The sequence below is a fragment of the Devosia sp. genome (genome assembly GCF_041917035.1).
Classification (GTDB): Bacteria; Pseudomonadota; Alphaproteobacteria; order Rhizobiales; family Devosiaceae; genus Devosia_A.
On sequence record NZ_JAYRYM010000074.1, the window covers coordinates 1 to 16,204 of the forward strand.

The 16,204-nt window shown below is 68.2% G+C and carries 16 protein-coding genes; 12 read left to right on the plus strand and 4 right to left on the minus strand.

Features of this window, described 5'->3' with window-relative positions; genetic code table 11:
* Positions 1-14 precede the first annotated feature (14 nt).
* The 10 genes from ACE3TU_RS09850 to ACE3TU_RS09895 all read left to right on the plus strand — a co-directional run bounded on the left by ACE3TU_RS09850 (position 15) and on the right by ACE3TU_RS09895 (position 8,239).
* Entirely contained in the window at positions 15-611 is a 597-nt protein-coding gene (locus ACE3TU_RS09850) for an aminodeoxychorismate/anthranilate synthase component II (protein WP_374623448.1), read from the plus strand.
* Complete coding sequence (gene trpD / locus ACE3TU_RS09855; RefSeq protein ID WP_374623413.1) at positions 608-1,627, plus strand: anthranilate phosphoribosyltransferase; 1,020 nt, start codon at positions 608-610, stop codon at positions 1,625-1,627. Before ACE3TU_RS09850 ends, trpD begins: the two co-directional genes overlap by 4 nt.
* A gap of 3 nt (positions 1,628-1,630) precedes the next feature.
* Positions 1,631-2,422, plus strand: a complete 792-nt coding sequence (trpC, locus tag ACE3TU_RS09860; protein WP_374623416.1) for an indole-3-glycerol phosphate synthase TrpC — start codon at positions 1,631-1,633, stop codon at positions 2,420-2,422.
* A 1-nt stretch (position 2,423) separates the two neighbouring features.
* A complete protein-coding gene (moaC, locus tag ACE3TU_RS09865) occupies positions 2,424-2,888 on the plus strand; it encodes a cyclic pyranopterin monophosphate synthase MoaC (protein ID WP_374623419.1) in 465 nt (154 codons plus the stop codon).
* Positions 2,885-4,090 carry a gephyrin-like molybdotransferase Glp gene (gene glp, locus ACE3TU_RS09870; protein WP_374623422.1) on the plus strand — a complete coding sequence of 402 codons (1,206 nt, stop codon included), beginning with the start codon at positions 2,885-2,887 and terminating at the stop codon, positions 4,088-4,090. Before moaC ends, glp begins: the two co-directional genes overlap by 4 nt.
* A gap of 75 nt (positions 4,091-4,165) precedes the next feature.
* A complete protein-coding gene (locus tag ACE3TU_RS09875; protein ID WP_374623425.1) occupies positions 4,166-4,885 on the plus strand; it encodes a hypothetical protein in 720 nt (239 codons plus the stop codon).
* 93 nt (positions 4,886-4,978) lie between these two features.
* Entirely contained in the window at positions 4,979-5,695 is a 717-nt protein-coding gene (gene lexA, locus ACE3TU_RS09880; RefSeq protein WP_374623427.1) for a transcriptional repressor LexA, read from the plus strand.
* Positions 5,696-5,849: 154 nt separating this feature from the next.
* The gene (locus tag ACE3TU_RS09885) at positions 5,850-6,758 is read left to right on the plus strand and encodes a 2-dehydro-3-deoxygalactonokinase (RefSeq protein ID WP_374623429.1); all 909 of its coding nucleotides are present in this window, start codon (positions 5,850-5,852) and stop codon (positions 6,756-6,758) included.
* Positions 6,759-6,761: 3 nt separating this feature from the next.
* Complete coding sequence (locus ACE3TU_RS09890) at positions 6,762-7,373, plus strand: 2-dehydro-3-deoxy-6-phosphogalactonate aldolase (RefSeq protein WP_374623431.1); 612 nt, start codon at positions 6,762-6,764, stop codon at positions 7,371-7,373.
* On the plus strand, positions 7,370-8,239 hold the full coding sequence (locus ACE3TU_RS09895; protein ID WP_374623434.1) for an SMP-30/gluconolactonase/LRE family protein: 870 nt from the start codon (positions 7,370-7,372) through the stop codon (positions 8,237-8,239). Before ACE3TU_RS09890 ends, ACE3TU_RS09895 begins: the two co-directional genes overlap by 4 nt.
* Positions 8,240-8,294: 55 nt before the next feature.
* Here the strand turns inward: ACE3TU_RS09895 and ACE3TU_RS09900 are convergent, their stop codons facing one another.
* Entirely contained in the window at positions 8,295-10,409 is a 2,115-nt protein-coding gene (locus ACE3TU_RS09900; RefSeq protein WP_374623436.1) for a ComEC/Rec2 family competence protein, read from the minus strand.
* A gap of 126 nt (positions 10,410-10,535) precedes the next feature.
* Between ACE3TU_RS09900 and gltX the strand changes: the two genes are divergently transcribed.
* Complete coding sequence (gene gltX / locus ACE3TU_RS09905; RefSeq protein WP_374623438.1) at positions 10,536-11,951, plus strand: glutamate--tRNA ligase; 1,416 nt, start codon at positions 10,536-10,538, stop codon at positions 11,949-11,951.
* A gap of 151 nt (positions 11,952-12,102) precedes the next feature.
* On the plus strand, positions 12,103-13,392 hold the full coding sequence (locus tag ACE3TU_RS09910; protein ID WP_374623439.1) for a citrate synthase: 1,290 nt from the start codon (positions 12,103-12,105) through the stop codon (positions 13,390-13,392).
* Here ACE3TU_RS09910 and ACE3TU_RS09915 read toward each other — a convergent pair.
* Genes ACE3TU_RS09915 through lpxA form a run of 3 tightly spaced genes read right to left on the minus strand, consistent with a single transcriptional unit; the run spans position 13,368 to position 16,121 of the window.
* Positions 13,368-14,516: a lipid-A-disaccharide synthase gene (locus tag ACE3TU_RS09915; RefSeq protein ID WP_374623441.1), complete on the minus strand. Its 1,149-nt coding sequence runs from the start codon at positions 14,514-14,516 to the stop codon at positions 13,368-13,370. The genes ACE3TU_RS09910 and ACE3TU_RS09915 overlap by 25 nt on opposite strands.
* On the minus strand, positions 14,509-15,315 hold the full coding sequence (gene lpxI, locus ACE3TU_RS09920) for a UDP-2,3-diacylglucosamine diphosphatase LpxI domain-containing protein (protein ID WP_374623444.1): 807 nt from the start codon (positions 15,313-15,315) through the stop codon (positions 14,509-14,511). The genes ACE3TU_RS09915 and lpxI overlap by 8 nt, the downstream gene beginning before the upstream one ends.
* Entirely contained in the window at positions 15,312-16,121 is an 810-nt protein-coding gene (lpxA, locus tag ACE3TU_RS09925) for an acyl-ACP--UDP-N-acetylglucosamine O-acyltransferase (protein ID WP_374623446.1), read from the minus strand. The genes lpxI and lpxA overlap by 4 nt, the downstream gene beginning before the upstream one ends.
* Between the last annotated feature and the right edge of the window lie 83 nt (positions 16,122-16,204).

Consider the following 16,204-nt stretch of genomic DNA (forward strand, 5'->3'; position numbering starts at 1 on the left):
AGCAAGTGGCCGGAATGAAACTCCTCGTCATCGATAACTACGACAGCTTCACCTACAACCTGGTGCATTTCCTCGGCGAACTCGGCGCCGACCCGGTGGTGTTCCGCAACGACAAGATCACGCTCGAGCAGATCGAGGCGATCTCGCCGGAGGCGATCGTGCTGTCACCCGGCCCGTGCACGCCGAACGAAGCCGGGATCTGCCTCAGACTGATCGAACGCTTCGCTCCGACGACACCGATTCTCGGCGTGTGCCTCGGCCACCAGGCGCTCGGCCAGGCGATGGGTGGCGAGGTGATCCGGGCACCCGAACTGATGCATGGCAAGACCAGCAGGATCAACCACACCGGCAAGGGATTGTTCCGCGGCCTCAATGCCGGCTTCGAGGCGACGCGCTATCACTCGCTGGTGGTCAAGCGCGAGACGCTGCCGCGGGAACTGGAAGTGACGGCCTCGACCGATGACGGGTTGATCATGGGCATGCAGCATCGCGTCTACCCGAGCCACGGCGTGCAGTTCCACCCCGAGAGCATCGCGTCCGAGAACGGCCATGCGCTGCTGCAGAACTTTCTCAACCTCGCCCGCGATTTCAACCTGAGGAAGGCCGCGTGATGGACCTCAAGCAGGCTCTCAACAAGATCGCCTCCCGGCAGGACCTCACCGGCTCCGAGATGCGCGAGGTGATGACGACGATCATGAACGGGGAAGCGACCCCGAGCCAGATCGGCGCCTTCCTCATGGGCATGCGGGTCAAAGGGGAAACTGTCGGCGAGATCGCCGCGGCGGTGTCGATCCTGCGCGAGAAGATGGTGCCGGTCGAGGTCGACGAGCCGGAGGGCACGATCGACATCGTCGGCACGGGCGGAGACGGCGCGGAAACGCTGAACATCTCGACGGCGACCTCGATTGTCGTGGCGGCGGCCGGCGTGCCGGTGGCCAAGCACGGCAACCGCGCGCTGAGCTCCCGATCCGGGGCGTCGGACGTGCTGCAGGCCCTCGGGATCAAGACCGATATCGGTCCCGAAAAGATCAGCCAGTGCATCCGCGAGGCCGGCATCGGCTTCATGTTCGCCCCGGCCCATCACCCGGCCATGAAGCATGTCGGCCCGACCCGCATGGAAATGGGCACGCGTACCATGTTCAACCTGCTCGGCCCGCAATCCAACCCGGCGGGGGCGAGGCGCTACATGCTCGGCGTCTACGACAAGCGCTGGGTCGAACCGGTCGCCGCGGCACTGCTCGCCAATCGCGCGATCTCCGCCTGGGTGGTGCACGGGGCGGACGGCATCGACGAACTGTCGACAACCGGCCCGAGCTTCGTGGCCTCGATCAAGGGGGGCAACCTGACCAGTTTCGAAGTCACCCCGGAGGATGCCGGCCTGCCGCGCGCGACGCTCGCCGAACTGAAGGGCGCCGACCCCGCCTACAATGCCGGACGCCTGCGCGGACTGCTGGACGGGGTCAAGGACCCCTATCGCGACATCGTGCTGTTCAATGCCGCAGCCGCCCTCATCGTCGCCGGACGGGCCGACACGCTGAAGCTCGGAGTCCAGCTCGCCGGGCGCGAGATCGACTCGGGCCGCGCCAAGGCGACGCTCGACAAGCTCATCTCGATTTCGAACAGTTGACAGATGGCCGACATCCTTTCCCAGATCGAAGTCTACAAGCGCGAGGAAATCGCGGCCGCCAAGACGCTCAAGCCCTGGAACGAGGTGGTGGCCGAGGCGCATGACGCGCCGCCGGTGCGGCGTTTCCTGTCGGCGCTCAAGGCGAAGCGCGACGAGGGTAGCTTCGCGCTGATCGCCGAGGTGAAGAAGGCCAGCCCGTCCAAGGGCCTCATCCGCGCCGACTTCAACCCGGCGCAGATTGCGCGGGCCTATGAGTTGGGCGGGGCGGCGTGCCTGTCGGTGCTGACCGATCGCCCGAGCTTCCAGGGGGCGGCGAGCTACCTCATCGAGGCCCGCAACGCCACCCGCCTGCCGGTCCTGCGCAAGGACTTCCTGTTCGAGACCTACCAGGTGGCGGAGAGCCGCGCCTGGGGAGCCGACTGCATCCTCATCATCCTCGCGGCGGTCACCGACGACACCGCGCGCTACCTGCTGGACGCCGCCGAGGAGTGGCGCATGGATGCCCTGGTCGAGGTCCACGACCAGATCGAGCTCGACCGCGCCCTCGGGCTGGGCGCCGAGTTCATCGGCATCAACAACCGCAACCTGCGGACCTTCGAGACGACGCTCAAGACCTCCGTCGACCTGGCGGGGGGCATACCGGGAGGGGTGCACCTCGTATCCGAGAGCGGCATCAACACCCACGCCGACATGCTGCGGCTCGAGGCCGCCGGCATCGGGACCTTCCTCGTCGGCGAGAGCCTGATGCGCCAGGACGATGTCACGGCGGCCACCGTCCGGCTGCTGCGGGGGTGAAATGGCGCTGACCCACCTCAACCAGCGTGGAGAGGCGCATATCGTCGACATCGGCGAGAAGCCGGCGACGCGGCGACGCGCCGTTGCGTCGGCCCGGCTGGAGGCGAGGCCCGAGACGATCGGGCTCATCCTCGGCGGTGAACTGAAGAAGGGCGACGCGCTGGCCGTCGCGCGGGTCGCCGGCATCATGGCGGCCAAGAGGACCGCCGAGTTGATTCCGCTCTGCCATCCCATTCCCCTGACGAGCGTCAGCGTCGACATCGCGCGCGACGGCGACGATCTGCTGGTGCGGGCCACGGCCGAGACCCACGCGCCGACCGGAGTCGAGATGGAGGCGATGACCGCTGCCGCCGTGGCGGCCCTGACGCTCTACGACATGGCCAAGTCGCACGACCGGGCGATGCGCGTGCGCGACGTGCAGCTCGAGGAGAAATCCGGCGGCAAATCGGGTGACTTCCGGCGATGATCCCGGTCGAAGAGGCCATCGCACGCATCTTTGCCAAGCTCCCCGCGCTCGGGACCGAGGCGGTTCCCCTGGCAAGGGCGCACCGGCGCGTCCTTGCTGCGCCGCTGGTCGCGACGCACAGCCAGCCTCCGTTCGACGCCAGCGCCATGGACGGCTATGCCGTGCGGGCCGCCGAGGTGGCCCCCGGCCGACCGCTGAAGCTCGCCGGTACCTCGCAGGCGGGCGCGCGCTTCGTGGGCATGATGGAGCACGGCCAGTGCGTGCGGATCTTCACCGGCGCCCCGCTGCCGATCGGCGCCGATGCGGTGATCATGCAGGAAGAGGCTTCCGCCAAGGGCAACCAGATCTCGTTCGAGCGCACCCCGCAACCGGGCCAATCGGTGCGCCAGCAGGGGTTCGACTTCCGCCGCGGCGCCGAGCTGCTGGCAGCAGGTGTCGCGCTCACCCCGGCCATGCTCGGCCTTGCCGCCTCGGCGAACTGCCCGACCCTCACCGTCACGCGCCGCCCGCGGATCGCCATTGTCGCGACCGGCGACGAGCTGGTGGCTCCCGGCACGATGCCGGGACCGGACCAGATCATCGCCTCCAACAGCGTCGGCCTGATCGCCCTGCTCACGCCGTTCGCCGAGAAGGTCATCGATCTCGGGATCGTGCCGGACGACAAGCAGCGCCTCGAGAGTGTCCTGCTCGGCGCCTTCGACATGGGAATCGACGTGCTGATCACCACTGGCGGCGCCAGCGTGGGCGAGCGCGACTATGTCCAGGAGGTGCTCCGGGACCTCGGCGTGGCACTCGATTTCTGGAAGCTCCGGATGCGTCCGGGCAAGCCGCTGATGTTCGGGACGCGCGGCAGGACCCTGGTGTTCGGGCTGCCGGGCAACCCGGTGTCCGCCATGGTCACGGCAACGGTGGTCCTCAAGCCCGCGCTGCGGGCGCTGACCGGGCATGCCGATCCGTTCTGGCCCCGCTTCGGCGTCCCCACCCTGCTCGGCCTGCCGCCTAATGGACCGCGCCGGCACTTTATGCGCGGCTCGCTGAGCCGGAACGACATCGGCTTCCTGCAGGTGACCCCGATCTTCGAGACCGACAGCAGCCACGGCACGTCGCTGGCCCTGGCCGACGTCCTGATCATCCAGCGCGAGGACGACCCAGGGAGCCCTCCCGGGGAAATCGTCGAGATCATCCCGCTCAACTGGGGCTAGGTCGAGGCGGCAGCGCACCACATCACCTACGCGACCGGCGCGTTTCGCCGATCGGCCGAGGAACTGGCGCGCAGCATGGCGACCTACGGGATCGCCACCCGCATCATCACGCCGGAGGATGCAGGACTGCGTGCGTTGCGGCGGCAACATCCCGAGATCATGAGGGTGAAGCGCGGAGCCGGCTACTGGCTGTGGAAGCCGTACCTGATCGGCCGGACGCTGGCCGCGCTGCCCGACGGGGCGATCCTGCTCTATACCGACGCCGCACTCACGGCGGTCAGCGATCCGGCCCCGCTGCTCTCCCTCGCATCGACCGACAACCCGATCGTGCTGTTCGAGCAGGGGCGGCCGGTGGGGGCTCCTCCGCCCCAGCCGATCGGCGAATGGACGTCCCGACGCTGCCTCAGGCTGCTGGATGCCGACACCGACGAGGTGCGGGCCGCCCCGATTCTCACCGCCGGCTACCAACTCTATGCGGCAAGCGACCGATCGAGGGCGTTCGTTGCCGAATGGCTGCGCTGCTGCACGATCCCGGGCGTGCTGGCCGACGACCCGGATGGTTCGGCCGAGCCGACGGGGTTTCGTTCGCATCGGCACGACCAGTCGGTGCTCAGCGTTCTCGCCCACCGCCACGGACTCGGGCTGTTCCAGGACCCGAGCCAGTATGGATGGCGCTTTCCGGGCGAGCCCTTCGGGCAGGTATTCGACCTTCACCGCCGGCGCACGCGATCGCTCGGCGCGCGCCTCCGCGGCGCCATACGCAGGCTGCAGCGCCGCCGCCAGGCCGCTGAGTAGGCGCTAACCCGATCTTTACCTCGCTGTTGCAGAACATAACTGGAACAGATACACATTGTTCAGCCTTTGTTCCGATTCTCCAGCGGGGCCGCCATGCTGACGCGCAAACAACACGAACTGCTCATGTTCATTCATGAGAGGATGAAGGAATCGGGGATCCCGCCGTCCTTCGACGAGATGAAGGATGCGCTCGACCTGCGGAGCAAGTCCGGCATTCACCGCCTGATCACGGCGCTCGAGGAGCGCGGGTTCATCCGCCGCTTGCCGAACCGGGCCAGGGCCCTCGAGGTAATCAAGCTGCCAGACTCGATGAACCCGTCGCTCGGGGGACGCAAGGCCCGCTTCGAGCCCAGTGTGATCGAGGGGAACCTCGGCAGGGTTGCCGCGCCGCCGGCCCGCGCGCCGGCCGCCGCCTCCGACGGGGCTCGCTTCGTGACCATCCCGGTGATGGGCCGGATTGCCGCCGGTACGCCGATCGAGGCCATTCAGTCGCACAGCCACACGATCACCGTGCCACCGGAGATGCTGGGGCCGGGCGAGCATTACGCGCTGGAGGTCCGCGGGGACTCGATGATCGAGGCGGGGATCTTCGACGGCGACACGGTGCTGATCAAGAAGCAGGATGCCGCGAGCACCGGGGAGATCGTCGTGGCGCTGGTCGACGACCAGGAAGCGACGCTGAAGCGGCTGCGCCGCCGCGGCAACTCGGTTGCGCTCGAGGCCGCCAACCCCGCCTACGAGACCCGGATCTTCCCGCCTGACCGGGTGAAGGTGCAGGGCCGGCTGGTGGGCCTGCTGCGGAAGTACTGAGCACCCCATCCAAGTTTTCACTGCCCTGGGCCGGCTGCCCCGCCGGCCCTTTTTTCTTTGAATGCTGGACGCTTCGAGGCAGAATCCCCCTAGGGGTCGTCCGGCAAAAACGTTAGGGTCCGCCCCGGTCGGGACGGGCGTACGGGAGAAGCCGTTGGCATCACAGATCGATTGGGTGGCCGTCGACTGGGGAACGTCGAACCTGCGCGCCTGGGCCCTGGATTCGGCCGGTGCAGTGGTTGCGTCGCGGTCCTCCCCTGACGGGATGAGCCGGTTGTCGCGGGAGCAGTATCCGGGGATCCTCGCCAGCCTGCTGGCGGATGTCGCGGTGTCGGCCGACGTGCTGATCTGCGGCATGGCCGGCGCCCGACAGGGGTGGATCGAGGCCCCCTATATCGATGCTCCCGCCGACCTGACGACGCTCGAGCGGGGCGCCGTGGCTCCCGAAATGCCGGACGACCGGCTTCGCCCGCGCATCCTGCCGGGCGTCTGCCAGCGCGACATCGGCGCCGAGGACGTGATGCGCGGCGAGGAGACGCAACTGCTCGGTCTGGCGGCCCTGCTGCCCGGGTTCGAGGGGCTGGTCGTCATGCCCGGCACGCACAGCAAGTGGGCGCACCTGTCCGGCACCCGGCTCGAGCGCTTTTCCAGTGCCATGACGGGTGAACTGTTCGACCTGCTGAAGACCCACTCGGTGCTGCGCCACTCGCTTGGCGGCGACCTCGAGGGCGAGGACCGCGAGGTCGGGTTCGAAGCCGGCCTCGATCTGGGCCTCGACCGGCCGCAGCGATTGACGGCAACGCTGTTCAAGGTGCGCGCCGGGGCGCTGCTCTCCGACCGCAGTCCGGCCTGGTGTGCCGGCTTCCTGTCCGGGCTGCTGATCGGAGCCGAGATCGGGGGACAACGCGACTGGGTGCCGGGCGTCGGTCAGGTGCCGCTGGTGGGCAGCGTATCGTTGTGCGCCCTCTATCAGCAGGCGTTCGCCAGACTCGGCATCGATACGCGCATCTTTGACGCCACGGACGCCACGCTGGCCGGCCTGCAGGCCGCAAGACGAGGATAGCTCATGGCCCATCGCCATCTCATCGCCATCCTGCGGGGGATCACCCCGACTGAGGTGTTCGACGTCTGCCACGAACTGGTGGCGGCGGGCATCACGCTGATCGAGGTGCCGCTCAACTCGCCGGACGCGCTGCGTTCGATCGAGAGGGCGGCGCGCGGTTTCGACGGCCGCGCGCTGATCGGCGCGGGAACGGTACTGAGCCGCACCGAGGTGGGCGAGGTCGCCGACGCCGGGGGGCGGTTCGTCGTCTCGCCCGACACCAATCCGGTGGTGATCGCGGCAACGCTGGAGCGTGGCCTCGCCTCCTATCCGGGTGTGTTCACGCCCAGCGAGGCCTTCTCGGCGATCCGCGCCGGCGCGACCGGGCTCAAGTTCTTCCCCGCCGAGGTCCTCGGCCCGAGGGGAATCAAGGCCATGAAGGCGGTGCTGCCGGCCGGCATGCCGCTTTACGCCGTGGGGGGCGCCAACCCCGACAATTTCGGCGAGTATTTTGCCGCCGGGTGCGCCGGCTTCGGGCTCGGCACCTACCTGTACAAGCCAGGCATGACGGCGGGCGACGTGGCCCAGCGGGCGCAACTCGCCGTCGCGGCCTATGATCACGGAGTGAGCCGATGAACCGCAAGGCGGAACTGTTCGTTGACTGCCGCTGTGAACTCGGCGAGGGCCCCTTCTGGCACCCCCTGCTGGGGCGGCTGTTCTGGTTCGACATTCTCAACCAGACCATGCTGAGCGCCAACGATGCCGGACACATCGTCGATCGCATCACCTTCAAGGACACGGTCAGCGCTGCCGCCGTGATCGACGAGAATGCCCTCGCCGTGACGCAGTCGGGCACCTTGCTCCGCTACGACTTCCGCACCGATACGTCATCGCCCATCGTCGAGGTCGAGGCCGACATTCCCGGCAATCGCACCAACGACAGCCGGGTCGACCGCGCCGGTGGCTTCTGGATCGGCACGATGGGCCGGCGTGCGGAGCATGGTGTGGGAAATGTCTATCACTACCGTGCCGGTGTGCTGAACCGGATCATCTCTGGGATCACCATCCCGAACTCGATCTGCTTCTCCCCGGACGGGCGCACGGCCTATTTCACCGATGCCGGTGCGATGATCAAGAAATGCTCCGTCGATCCCGAAACCGGCATGCCGATCGGCGACTGGGAGGACTTCTTTGCGATCGAGGGGATAGGCGGTGCCGACGGATCGGTGGTCGATTCCGAAGGGTTCGTCTGGAACGCCCGGTGGAACGGCAGCGCCGTGCTGCGCATCTCGCCCGACGGCAGGCTCGATCGGGTGGTGGATGTGCCGGTGAGCCGCGTATCCTGCCCGGCCTTCGGCGGCAAGGACTACAAGACGCTGTTCCTCACCACGGCGCGCGAGCACATGACACCGGAAGAACTCGAGCGCGAACCGCAGGCCGGCAGCATCTTCGCCATCGAAGTCGACGTACCGGGCATTCCGGAGCCGGCCATCCGCCTCTAGGCGCACGCCAGATGGTGTATCCGCGCTAACCATGACTGTGGCAATTGCGGGGCAGCTATTTCGGCACGCGCCATGGGCGGTCAATCGGGGGAATGGCCGGCCGGACCTCGAACTCCCCGCGCCCGGCGCGCCAGCGCAGCCAGTGCGCGCCGCCCCTTGCCAGGGCCGGGGCATCGATGACGACCTTCGCTCCGCAGTCGCTCGGCGCGGCGCGGCGTGAGACAACGAGGTCGGCGAGTGGACAATCCTCGTAGAAGCCGGCCGGATCCTTCACCACCGCGACGGTGAAGCCGACGGGGCTGCGGCCGAAGCAGCCGATCGAATCGCAGGCCAGCAACTGGGTGCTGCCCAGCGATTCCGCGTAGGTCTCGCGCCAGATATCGACGGCGAAGCTGTCCGACTTGCCCATCACCAGCCCAAGCCCCGCGCCGTCGCGCACGGCAAGGGCCTGCGTCGTATCGGCGACAAGGACATCCGGAGGCCCGTCAATGGCCAGAACAAGCACCGCCAGCGGCAGCAGCGCAGGCGCGATCAGGCGATGCCAGGTCTCGAAGAAGGCAAACCAGGCCATCGCCACCAGCCCAAGGCCAATGGCCCCGGGTCCCAGCAACGGGCTGAAGTCGATGCCGGCACTCCATTGCGAGATGACGAGCGAAACATCGAGCATGCGATCGATCGACCAGCCCATGGCGACAAGCGGCACGGCCTCGAGGCCGAAGGGCATGGCAAGGGTCGCCAGCAACGCGGCCGGCATCGTGACGAAGCCGATCAGCGGCAGGGAGAAGAGATTGCCCAGAATGCCGAGCGGCGATGTCTGCTGGAAATGGTAGATGGAGAAGAGCAGCGTGGCGGCGCCGGCGACGAAGCTGGTGGCCACGATGCCGCCCAGGTAGCCGAACACGCGCCGACCGATCGAGGAGTCGTTCGCCTGCCGCGCGCCGAGCATCTCCCAGGCGCCGATCAAGGCGACGACAGCGGCAAAGGACAGCTGAAAGCTCGGGCGAAACACGCTCGCCGGATCGGTCAGGATCACCACCAGCGCCGCAATGGCGACGTTGCGCATCGTCAATGCCCGCCGTCCGAACACCACGGCACCGAGGACCAGGAGGATCATGATGGTGGCACGCTGCGCCGCGACGTTGCCGCCGGATATGGCGAAATAGGCGAGCGCGGCGGCGATGGCCCCGATGGCGGCGACGCGCTTGATGGACACCAACCTGTCGAGGGTGCTCCACGGCGCGAGACCGGCGCGCAACAGGGTCATGACCAGCATGGCGACCATCGTCAGGTGCAGACCCGAGACCGACAGCACGTGTGCCAGGCCCGCCGCGGCCATGCTTTCCCGCGCCGCCTCTTCGACTTCGCCCTGATCGCCGGTGATCAGGGCTCTCGCAATCCCGGCGGCCGGCTGTGCCAGCACGGCATCGATACGGGAGGAGATGCCACCGCGGACGGCATCGACGACCCATCTCGGATCGGTCGGCGCTCCCGCCTCCAGCCGATCGATGGCCCCGGTGGTGGTTCCATAGGCCCCGACGCCGTCGAAGAAGGCGTGGAACTGCGTATCGAAGCCGTTGGGCAGGACCGGACCGGGGACTTCGTAGAAGCGAACCGGGGCCCGCAGGATGTCGCCGGGCGCGAGCGCTTCCGCCGAAGCGATGACGACGCGGGCGCGCCGCACCGGCAGGGGACGGGCATCGTCAACCGGCCGGATGGCGGAGACGACGGCACGCGTCCCATCCTCCGCCCTGGACAGCACTTCGTCGATCCGCATCTCGTAGGCGCCATAGACCGGCCTTGCGAGCATGGGCGTGCCGGACAGGGCGCCGTGAAGGGCCAGGAGCGAGAAGCCGACCCAGAACGCGGCGCCGACAATGCCCATCCGCAGGAGCAGCAGGGACCTGGCCACAAGCGGCAGGGCGACGAGTACAAGTCCGGCCACGGCGGCCAGCAGCGTCGGGTCCGGCGCCGTCGGCGGCAGCAGCGAGACGATGAGCCCAAGGATGACGACGAATGGCAGCAGTATGAAGAGACGCCGGTGCTCCAGCGCTGCCGCCAGAGCCCGGAGCAATCCGAAACGGCGCCCCGGGGCGCTCCGCAGCGGCAGGGGCCGGGAAGCAGGACGGGGCGCGAGGGCGCCTCGATCGATGTCCACCAGTTCGGCGACCACCCGGTGCCTCCGCCTGTGTGCAGACCATGCTATACGCCGCCGACATCGAGAGCCAGCACGCTTGCAACTGGCCGCACTGGTGCTTACACACCGGCCAGTACCCTTGCAGCTCTCAGAAATCCCGGCATGGCCCAGAACGTCGTCACACGCTTCGCCCCCTCCCCGACCGGCTACCTGCACATCGGTGGCGCGCGCACGGCATTGTTCAACTGGGCCTTCGCGCGCAATACCGGCGGCAAGATGCTGCTGCGCATCGAGGATACCGATCGGGAGCGCTCGACCGAAGGCGCCGTCAAGGCCATCTTCGAGGGTCTCAAGTGGCTTGGCCTCGACTGGGACGGCGAGCCCTTCATGCAGTTCAGCCGCGCGGCCCGCCATGCCGAGATCGCGGCGGAACTGCTGGCCCGCGGACAAGCCTATTACTGCTATTGCTCGCCGGAAGAACTGGCGGAAATGCGCGAGACGGCCCGGGCCAACGGCCTGCCGCCGAGGTACAACGGCTACTGGCGCGACCGAGATCCGGCCGAGGCGCCAAAGGGCGTGGCGCCGGTCATTCGGATCAAGGCGCCGCAGTCGGGTGAGATCCGCGTCCAGGACCACGTGCAGGGCGAGGTCGTGTTCAAGGCCGAGAACCTCGACGATTTCATCATCCTGCGCTCGGATGGTACGCCGACCTACATGCTGGCGGTGGTGGTGGACGACCACGACATGGGGGTGACCCATATCATCCGCGGCGACGACCACCTGACTAATGCGGCGCGCCAGATCGTCATCTACAACGGCATGGGCTGGGGCGTGCCGGAGATGGCGCACATCCCGCTGATCCACGGACCGGACGGGGCCAAGCTGTCGAAGCGGCACGGCGCGCTGGGCGTCGAGGCCTACCGGCAGATGGGCTACCTGCCCGAGGCGCTGCGCAACTACCTGGCCCGCCTGGGCTGGAGTCACGGCGACGACGAGATCTTCTCGACCAACCAGATGGTCGGGTGGTTCAGCCTCGACGCGCTGAACAAGGGCGCGGCGCGCTTCGACTTCGTCAAGCTCGAGAACATCAACGGCCACTATATCCGCGAGGCAAGGCCCGAGCGCCTTTACCAGGTGATGCTGGAGACCGCCGGCGAGGTCGGACGACTGGCGGACGCCGACGGCCTGCGCGCCAACGAGAAGACGGTGCTCGCCGCCCTGCCCGAGCTGCAGCCACGCGCCAAGACCGTGCTCGAACTGATCGACCTGGCCCAGTTCATCTATGTGCAGCGACCATTGCCGATCGACGAGGCCGCCGCCGGCCAGCTCACCGTCGATGCCCGCGCCAGTATCGGCGCCTTCATCGAAGTGCTGCGAGGCCTCAACGACTGGACAGTCGCGGCGATCGATGCGGCGGCCCGCGAGTTTGCCGAGGCGCGCGGACTGAAGCTGGGCAAGGTGGCACAGCCGCTGCGCGCCGCATTGACCGGGCGCACCGTTTCGCCCGGCATCTTCGAGGTAATGGTGCTGATCGGGCGCGACGAGACCCTGGCGCGCCTCGCGGATCAGTCGAATTGAGTATGGCCGGGAGGCCCGGTTAGGTCAGCGCTGTTCACCCATTGGTTGCGGATGGGTGGCAAATAGGCTACCCAGTCGGACGGCCACAAAACGAGCAAAACGGCCTGCCCGCCGCCTCTCTGCGGGCACTTGGCCGCAGAGGAGAGTGCACATGAGCGATACCGTCGCCAAACTCACCATCGGGGACAAGACCTTTGAGTTCCCGGTGCTGTCCGGCTCCGTGGGCCCCGACGTGATCGACATTCGTTCGCTCTACGCCAAGACCGGCCTGTTCACCTACGACCCGGGCTTCACCTCGACCGCCGCCACCGACAGCGCCATCACCTACATCGATGGCGACAAGGGCGAGCTCATGTATCGCGGCTACCCCATCGAGCAACTGGCGGACAAGAGCCACTACCTGGAGGTCTGCTACCTGCTGCTCTACGGGGAGCTTCCGGACAAGGCGAAGCTCGCCGACTTCGAGAACCGCGTCACGCGCCACACGATGGTGCACGAGCAGATGCACTTCTTCTACCGCGGCTTCCGCCGCGATGCGCACCCGATGGCGGTGGTGTGCGGCGTGGTGGGCGCCATGGCCGCCTTCTACCACGACTCGATCGACATCACCGATCCGCAACAGCGCGAGATCGCCTCGATCCGGATGATCGCCAAGATCCCGACCATCGTTGCCATGGCGTACAAGTACTCGGTCGGCCAGCCGTTCGTGTATCCGCGCAACGACCTCGACTACGCCTCGAACTTCCTCCACATGTGCTTCTCGGTACCGGCCGAGCCCTATGTGGTGAACCCCACCATCGCCCGCGCGATGGACCTGATTTTCACGCTGCACGCCGACCACGAACAGAACGCCTCGACCTCGACGGTGCGCCTCGCGGGCTCCTCGGACGCCAACCCCTTCGCCTGCATCGCGGCCGGTGTCGCGTGCCTCTGGGGGCCGGCGCATGGCGGAGCCAACGAGGCGGCGCTCAACATGCTCAAGGAGATCGGTACGCCCGACAAGATCCCCGAGTTCATCGCCCGGGTGAAGGACAAGTCGAGCGGGGTGCGGCTCATGGGCTTCGGCCACCGCGTCTACAAGAACTACGATCCCCGCGCCAAGGTGATGCAGCAGACCGCCAGGTCGGTGCTCGACCTGATGGGTGTCGAGAACAACCCGCTGCTGCAGGTGGCCCAGGAGCTCGAGCGGATCGCCCTCACGGACGAGTACTTCGTCAGCCGCAAGCTCTATCCCAATGTCGACTTCTACTCGGGGATCATCCTCGAGGCGATCGGCTTCCCGACCTCGATGTTCACGGCGATCTTCGCGCTCAGCCGCACGGTCGGCTGGATCGCGCAGTGGAAGGAGATGATCGGCGACCCGCAGAAGAAGATCGGGCGGCCGCGCCAGCTCTACAACGGCGCGCCGACGCGCGACTACGAGCCGATCGAGCGGCGCTGAGCCGCACAGGCGAGAACCCGCGTGGCGGGATCTTCAAGGGGCGCCTCGGGCGCCCCTTTTTCCATCGCGGCCCTGATGGTGCGAAACGCCTCGAGCTGTGCCGCGACGGCGTCGGGACGATCGAGCAGCCGTGCCAGCGACGGCCCCACCCGGCCCGCCTCGGCGGCGCCGGCGAACAGCAGTTCCGGGACGATGCCGCTGCCGGCGATGATGTTGGGTAGACCGACATGCGGCAGGTTCGGCGCGCTGGTGAAGCGTCGGGCCTGGCCGCGATCGCCCACATAGGTCACCACCATGGGCACGCCGGCCAGCGCCAGTTCCAGCGTGATCGTGCCGCTGACGGCGAGTGCGGCAACGGCAGAGCCGAGGGCAGCGCCCCGCGCGGAGCCGGTCACGATGGAGGCGCGCACCGGCCAGTTGGCCGTCTCCGCCTCGAGCCGCTGCACCAGGTGCGGCAGTGTCGGCACGACAAACCCCGTCACGCGCGGATGCCCGCGCAGGGCCTCCACCGCCTCGCGCATGAGGACCAAGTGGCGACGCAGCTCGCCTTCCCGACTTCCCGGCAGAAGCAGCAGCGGCCCACGCTCCGGCTGTCGGTCGCGCATCGCGCTGCCCCGGACTGCCGGATGCCCGACATAATGGGTCGGCGGGCCGCCCAGCTCGCGCATCACGCGCGGCTCGAACGGCAGCACGGCGAGAACCTCGTCAAAGAGCGGACGCAGTTCCCCGGCCCGCTCCGGCCGCCAGGCCCAGACGCTGGGAGCGACATAGAGCAGCATCGGCAGGTTGCTAGCGCGCCGCCGCACACGGCGCGCGACGGTGGCGGAGAAGACCTGGGAATCGATCAACACCACCGCGTCGGCGTCGCTCGCGAGGATGGCCTGCGCCGTCTGCCGGGCACGCCAGAGGAGCAGTGGCAGGCGCATCACGACGTCGGACCAGCCCATCACCGACAGGTCAGCCATCGGGTAGAGCGGCGACAGGCCCTCCGAGACCAGCTCAGGCCCGCCGACACCGATCAGCTCGAGCGGGGTCCGCTGCTTCAGACGGTGCACCAGATCGGCCCCGATGCGATCGCCCGACGCCTCGCCGGCGAGGACAAAGAGCCGAAACGGCCTAGCCATCGAGGGCAACGACCGAGACCCCCGCCGCCGCCGCCCGCCGCCGCAGCTCGTCGATATCCAGAACGAGGGTGCGCCGCGCCTCGACGGCGATCAGGTCGATGCCTGCCGCCGCCGCGGCCGACACCGTGTCCGGACCAATCGTCGGCAGGTCGATCAGCAGCGGCTGCTGCGGCTTGGCGGCCTTGCCGAGCACCAGCGCGGCTTCCCCGAGCAGGCCCTCCGCGCGGTAGGCGCCGATCCGAATGAGCAGGGCATCGGTGCCGGCCACATCCTCAGCGGCGAGGAGGCGCGTGCCGGTGGTCACCGCCGCCTGTCCGAGATCGAGCCGGCCGACGGCACGTGCCGCATCGACGGCGAAGCGCGCGGCTGCCTCGCGGTGCCCGTCGAGGGGGGCGCCGGCAATCCTCCCGGCCGGCGCGAGAAGATGGGGCAGCAGTTCATGCGGCCCGACGAGGCGGGCCCCGGTGAGCCGCTGCAACTGTCCGGCAAGACCGGACAGGGCGACGTCGGTCGTGGCGGTCGAGCTGCCGCCCAGGGCGGCAGCTATCGCGCGGCGCTGCGCCTCGGGGATCGACACGGCACCGGCGAGGACCAGGTCGGTCGGCCCCTCCTCGCGGATCGCCCAGATGAGCGCGGCAGGGTCATCGATGCGGGCCGGGCGAACCCGCACGCCGGCCGGCAGCGCCAGGGGCGCCAGCGCGAACACGCACAGCTCGCTGCCGGCAGCCAAAGCCGCCTCGACGAGCAGACCGGGGAGTTGGCCCGCACCGGCGACGAGCGCGATGCGCCGAACAGTCATTCTTCGGACTGCATGTGGGCGGGCAGGCAGATGGCGCGATCCTTGGCGGAGGTGACGAAGGACACGATGTCCTGGACCAGGGGCTCGTCGCGGAACAGCGTCGCGGCATCCTCGACCCGCTCCTGAAGAGTGCCCTCGGTCGAGAAGATCATTCGGTACGCCGCTCGCAAGCCATGGATCGCCTCGCGGTCGAACCTGCGTCGCTTGAGACCGACGAGGTTGAGCCCCGCCAGGCGCGCACGGTTGCCGACCGCCATCCCGTAGGGAATGACGTCCGCGTCGATCATCGAGTGGGCGCCGACGAAGGCGTGGGCGCCGATCCGCACGAACTGATGCACGCCGCACATGCCGCCAAAGGCCACGTAGTCACCAATCTGGCAGTGGCCGGCAATGGCCACGTAGGCGGCGATGATCACGTTGTTGCCGATCCGGCAGTCGTGGGCCACGTGGGAATTGGTCTGCAGCAGGCAGTCGTTGCCGATGCGGGTTTCCATGCCGCCACCCTCGGTGCCGGGGCTCACGGTGACGTTCTCGCGAATCTGGCAGCGCTCGCCGATGACAAGGCGGCTCGGCTCGCCGCGATACTTCAGGTCCTGCGGCTGGTGACCGATCGAGGCGAATGGGAAAATCCTGGTCTGGGCGCCGACGCTGGTGTGGCCGGCGACGACGACATGCGAGAGCAGTTCCACGCCCTGCGCCAGCTGCACGTCGGGACCGACGTGACAGAAGGGTCCGATGGTGACGCCGTCCGCGATGCGCGCGCCCGCCTCGATGATGGCACTCGGGTGAACGCTGGCACGCATCACTTGCCGCTTGGGCTGACCATGGCGCCGACTTCGGCTTCGGCGATGACGACGCCATCGACGATCGCCTTGGCCTCGAACCACCC

Bases quoted from the DNA above. Each gene is read 5' to 3' on its own strand.
- ACE3TU_RS09850 (WP_374623448.1), top strand. From the start codon at position 15: ATGAAACTCCTCGTCATCGATAACTACGACAGCTTCACCTACAACCTG.
- trpC (WP_374623416.1), top strand. From the start codon at position 1,631: ATGGCCGACATCCTTTCCCAGATCGAAGTCTACAAGCGCGAGGAAATC.
- moaC (WP_374623419.1), top strand. From the start codon at position 2,424: ATGGCGCTGACCCACCTCAACCAGCGTGGAGAGGCGCATATCGTCGAC.
- glp (WP_374623422.1), top strand. From the start codon at position 2,885: ATGATCCCGGTCGAAGAGGCCATCGCACGCATCTTTGCCAAGCTCCCC.
- ACE3TU_RS09875 (WP_374623425.1), top strand. From the start codon at position 4,166: ATGGCGACCTACGGGATCGCCACCCGCATCATCACGCCGGAGGATGCA.
- lexA (WP_374623427.1), top strand. From the start codon at position 4,979: ATGCTGACGCGCAAACAACACGAACTGCTCATGTTCATTCATGAGAGG.
- ACE3TU_RS09890 (WP_374623431.1), top strand. From the start codon at position 6,762: ATGGCCCATCGCCATCTCATCGCCATCCTGCGGGGGATCACCCCGACT.
- ACE3TU_RS09895 (WP_374623434.1), top strand. From the start codon at position 7,370: ATGAACCGCAAGGCGGAACTGTTCGTTGACTGCCGCTGTGAACTCGGC.
- gltX (WP_374623438.1), top strand. From the start codon at position 10,536: ATGGCCCAGAACGTCGTCACACGCTTCGCCCCCTCCCCGACCGGCTAC.
- ACE3TU_RS09910 (WP_374623439.1), top strand. From the start codon at position 12,103: ATGAGCGATACCGTCGCCAAACTCACCATCGGGGACAAGACCTTTGAG.
- ACE3TU_RS09915 (WP_374623441.1), bottom strand. From the start codon at position 14,516: ATGGCTAGGCCGTTTCGGCTCTTTGTCCTCGCCGGCGAGGCGTCGGGC.
- lpxI (WP_374623444.1), bottom strand. From the start codon at position 15,315: ATGACTGTTCGGCGCATCGCGCTCGTCGCCGGTGCGGGCCAACTCCCC.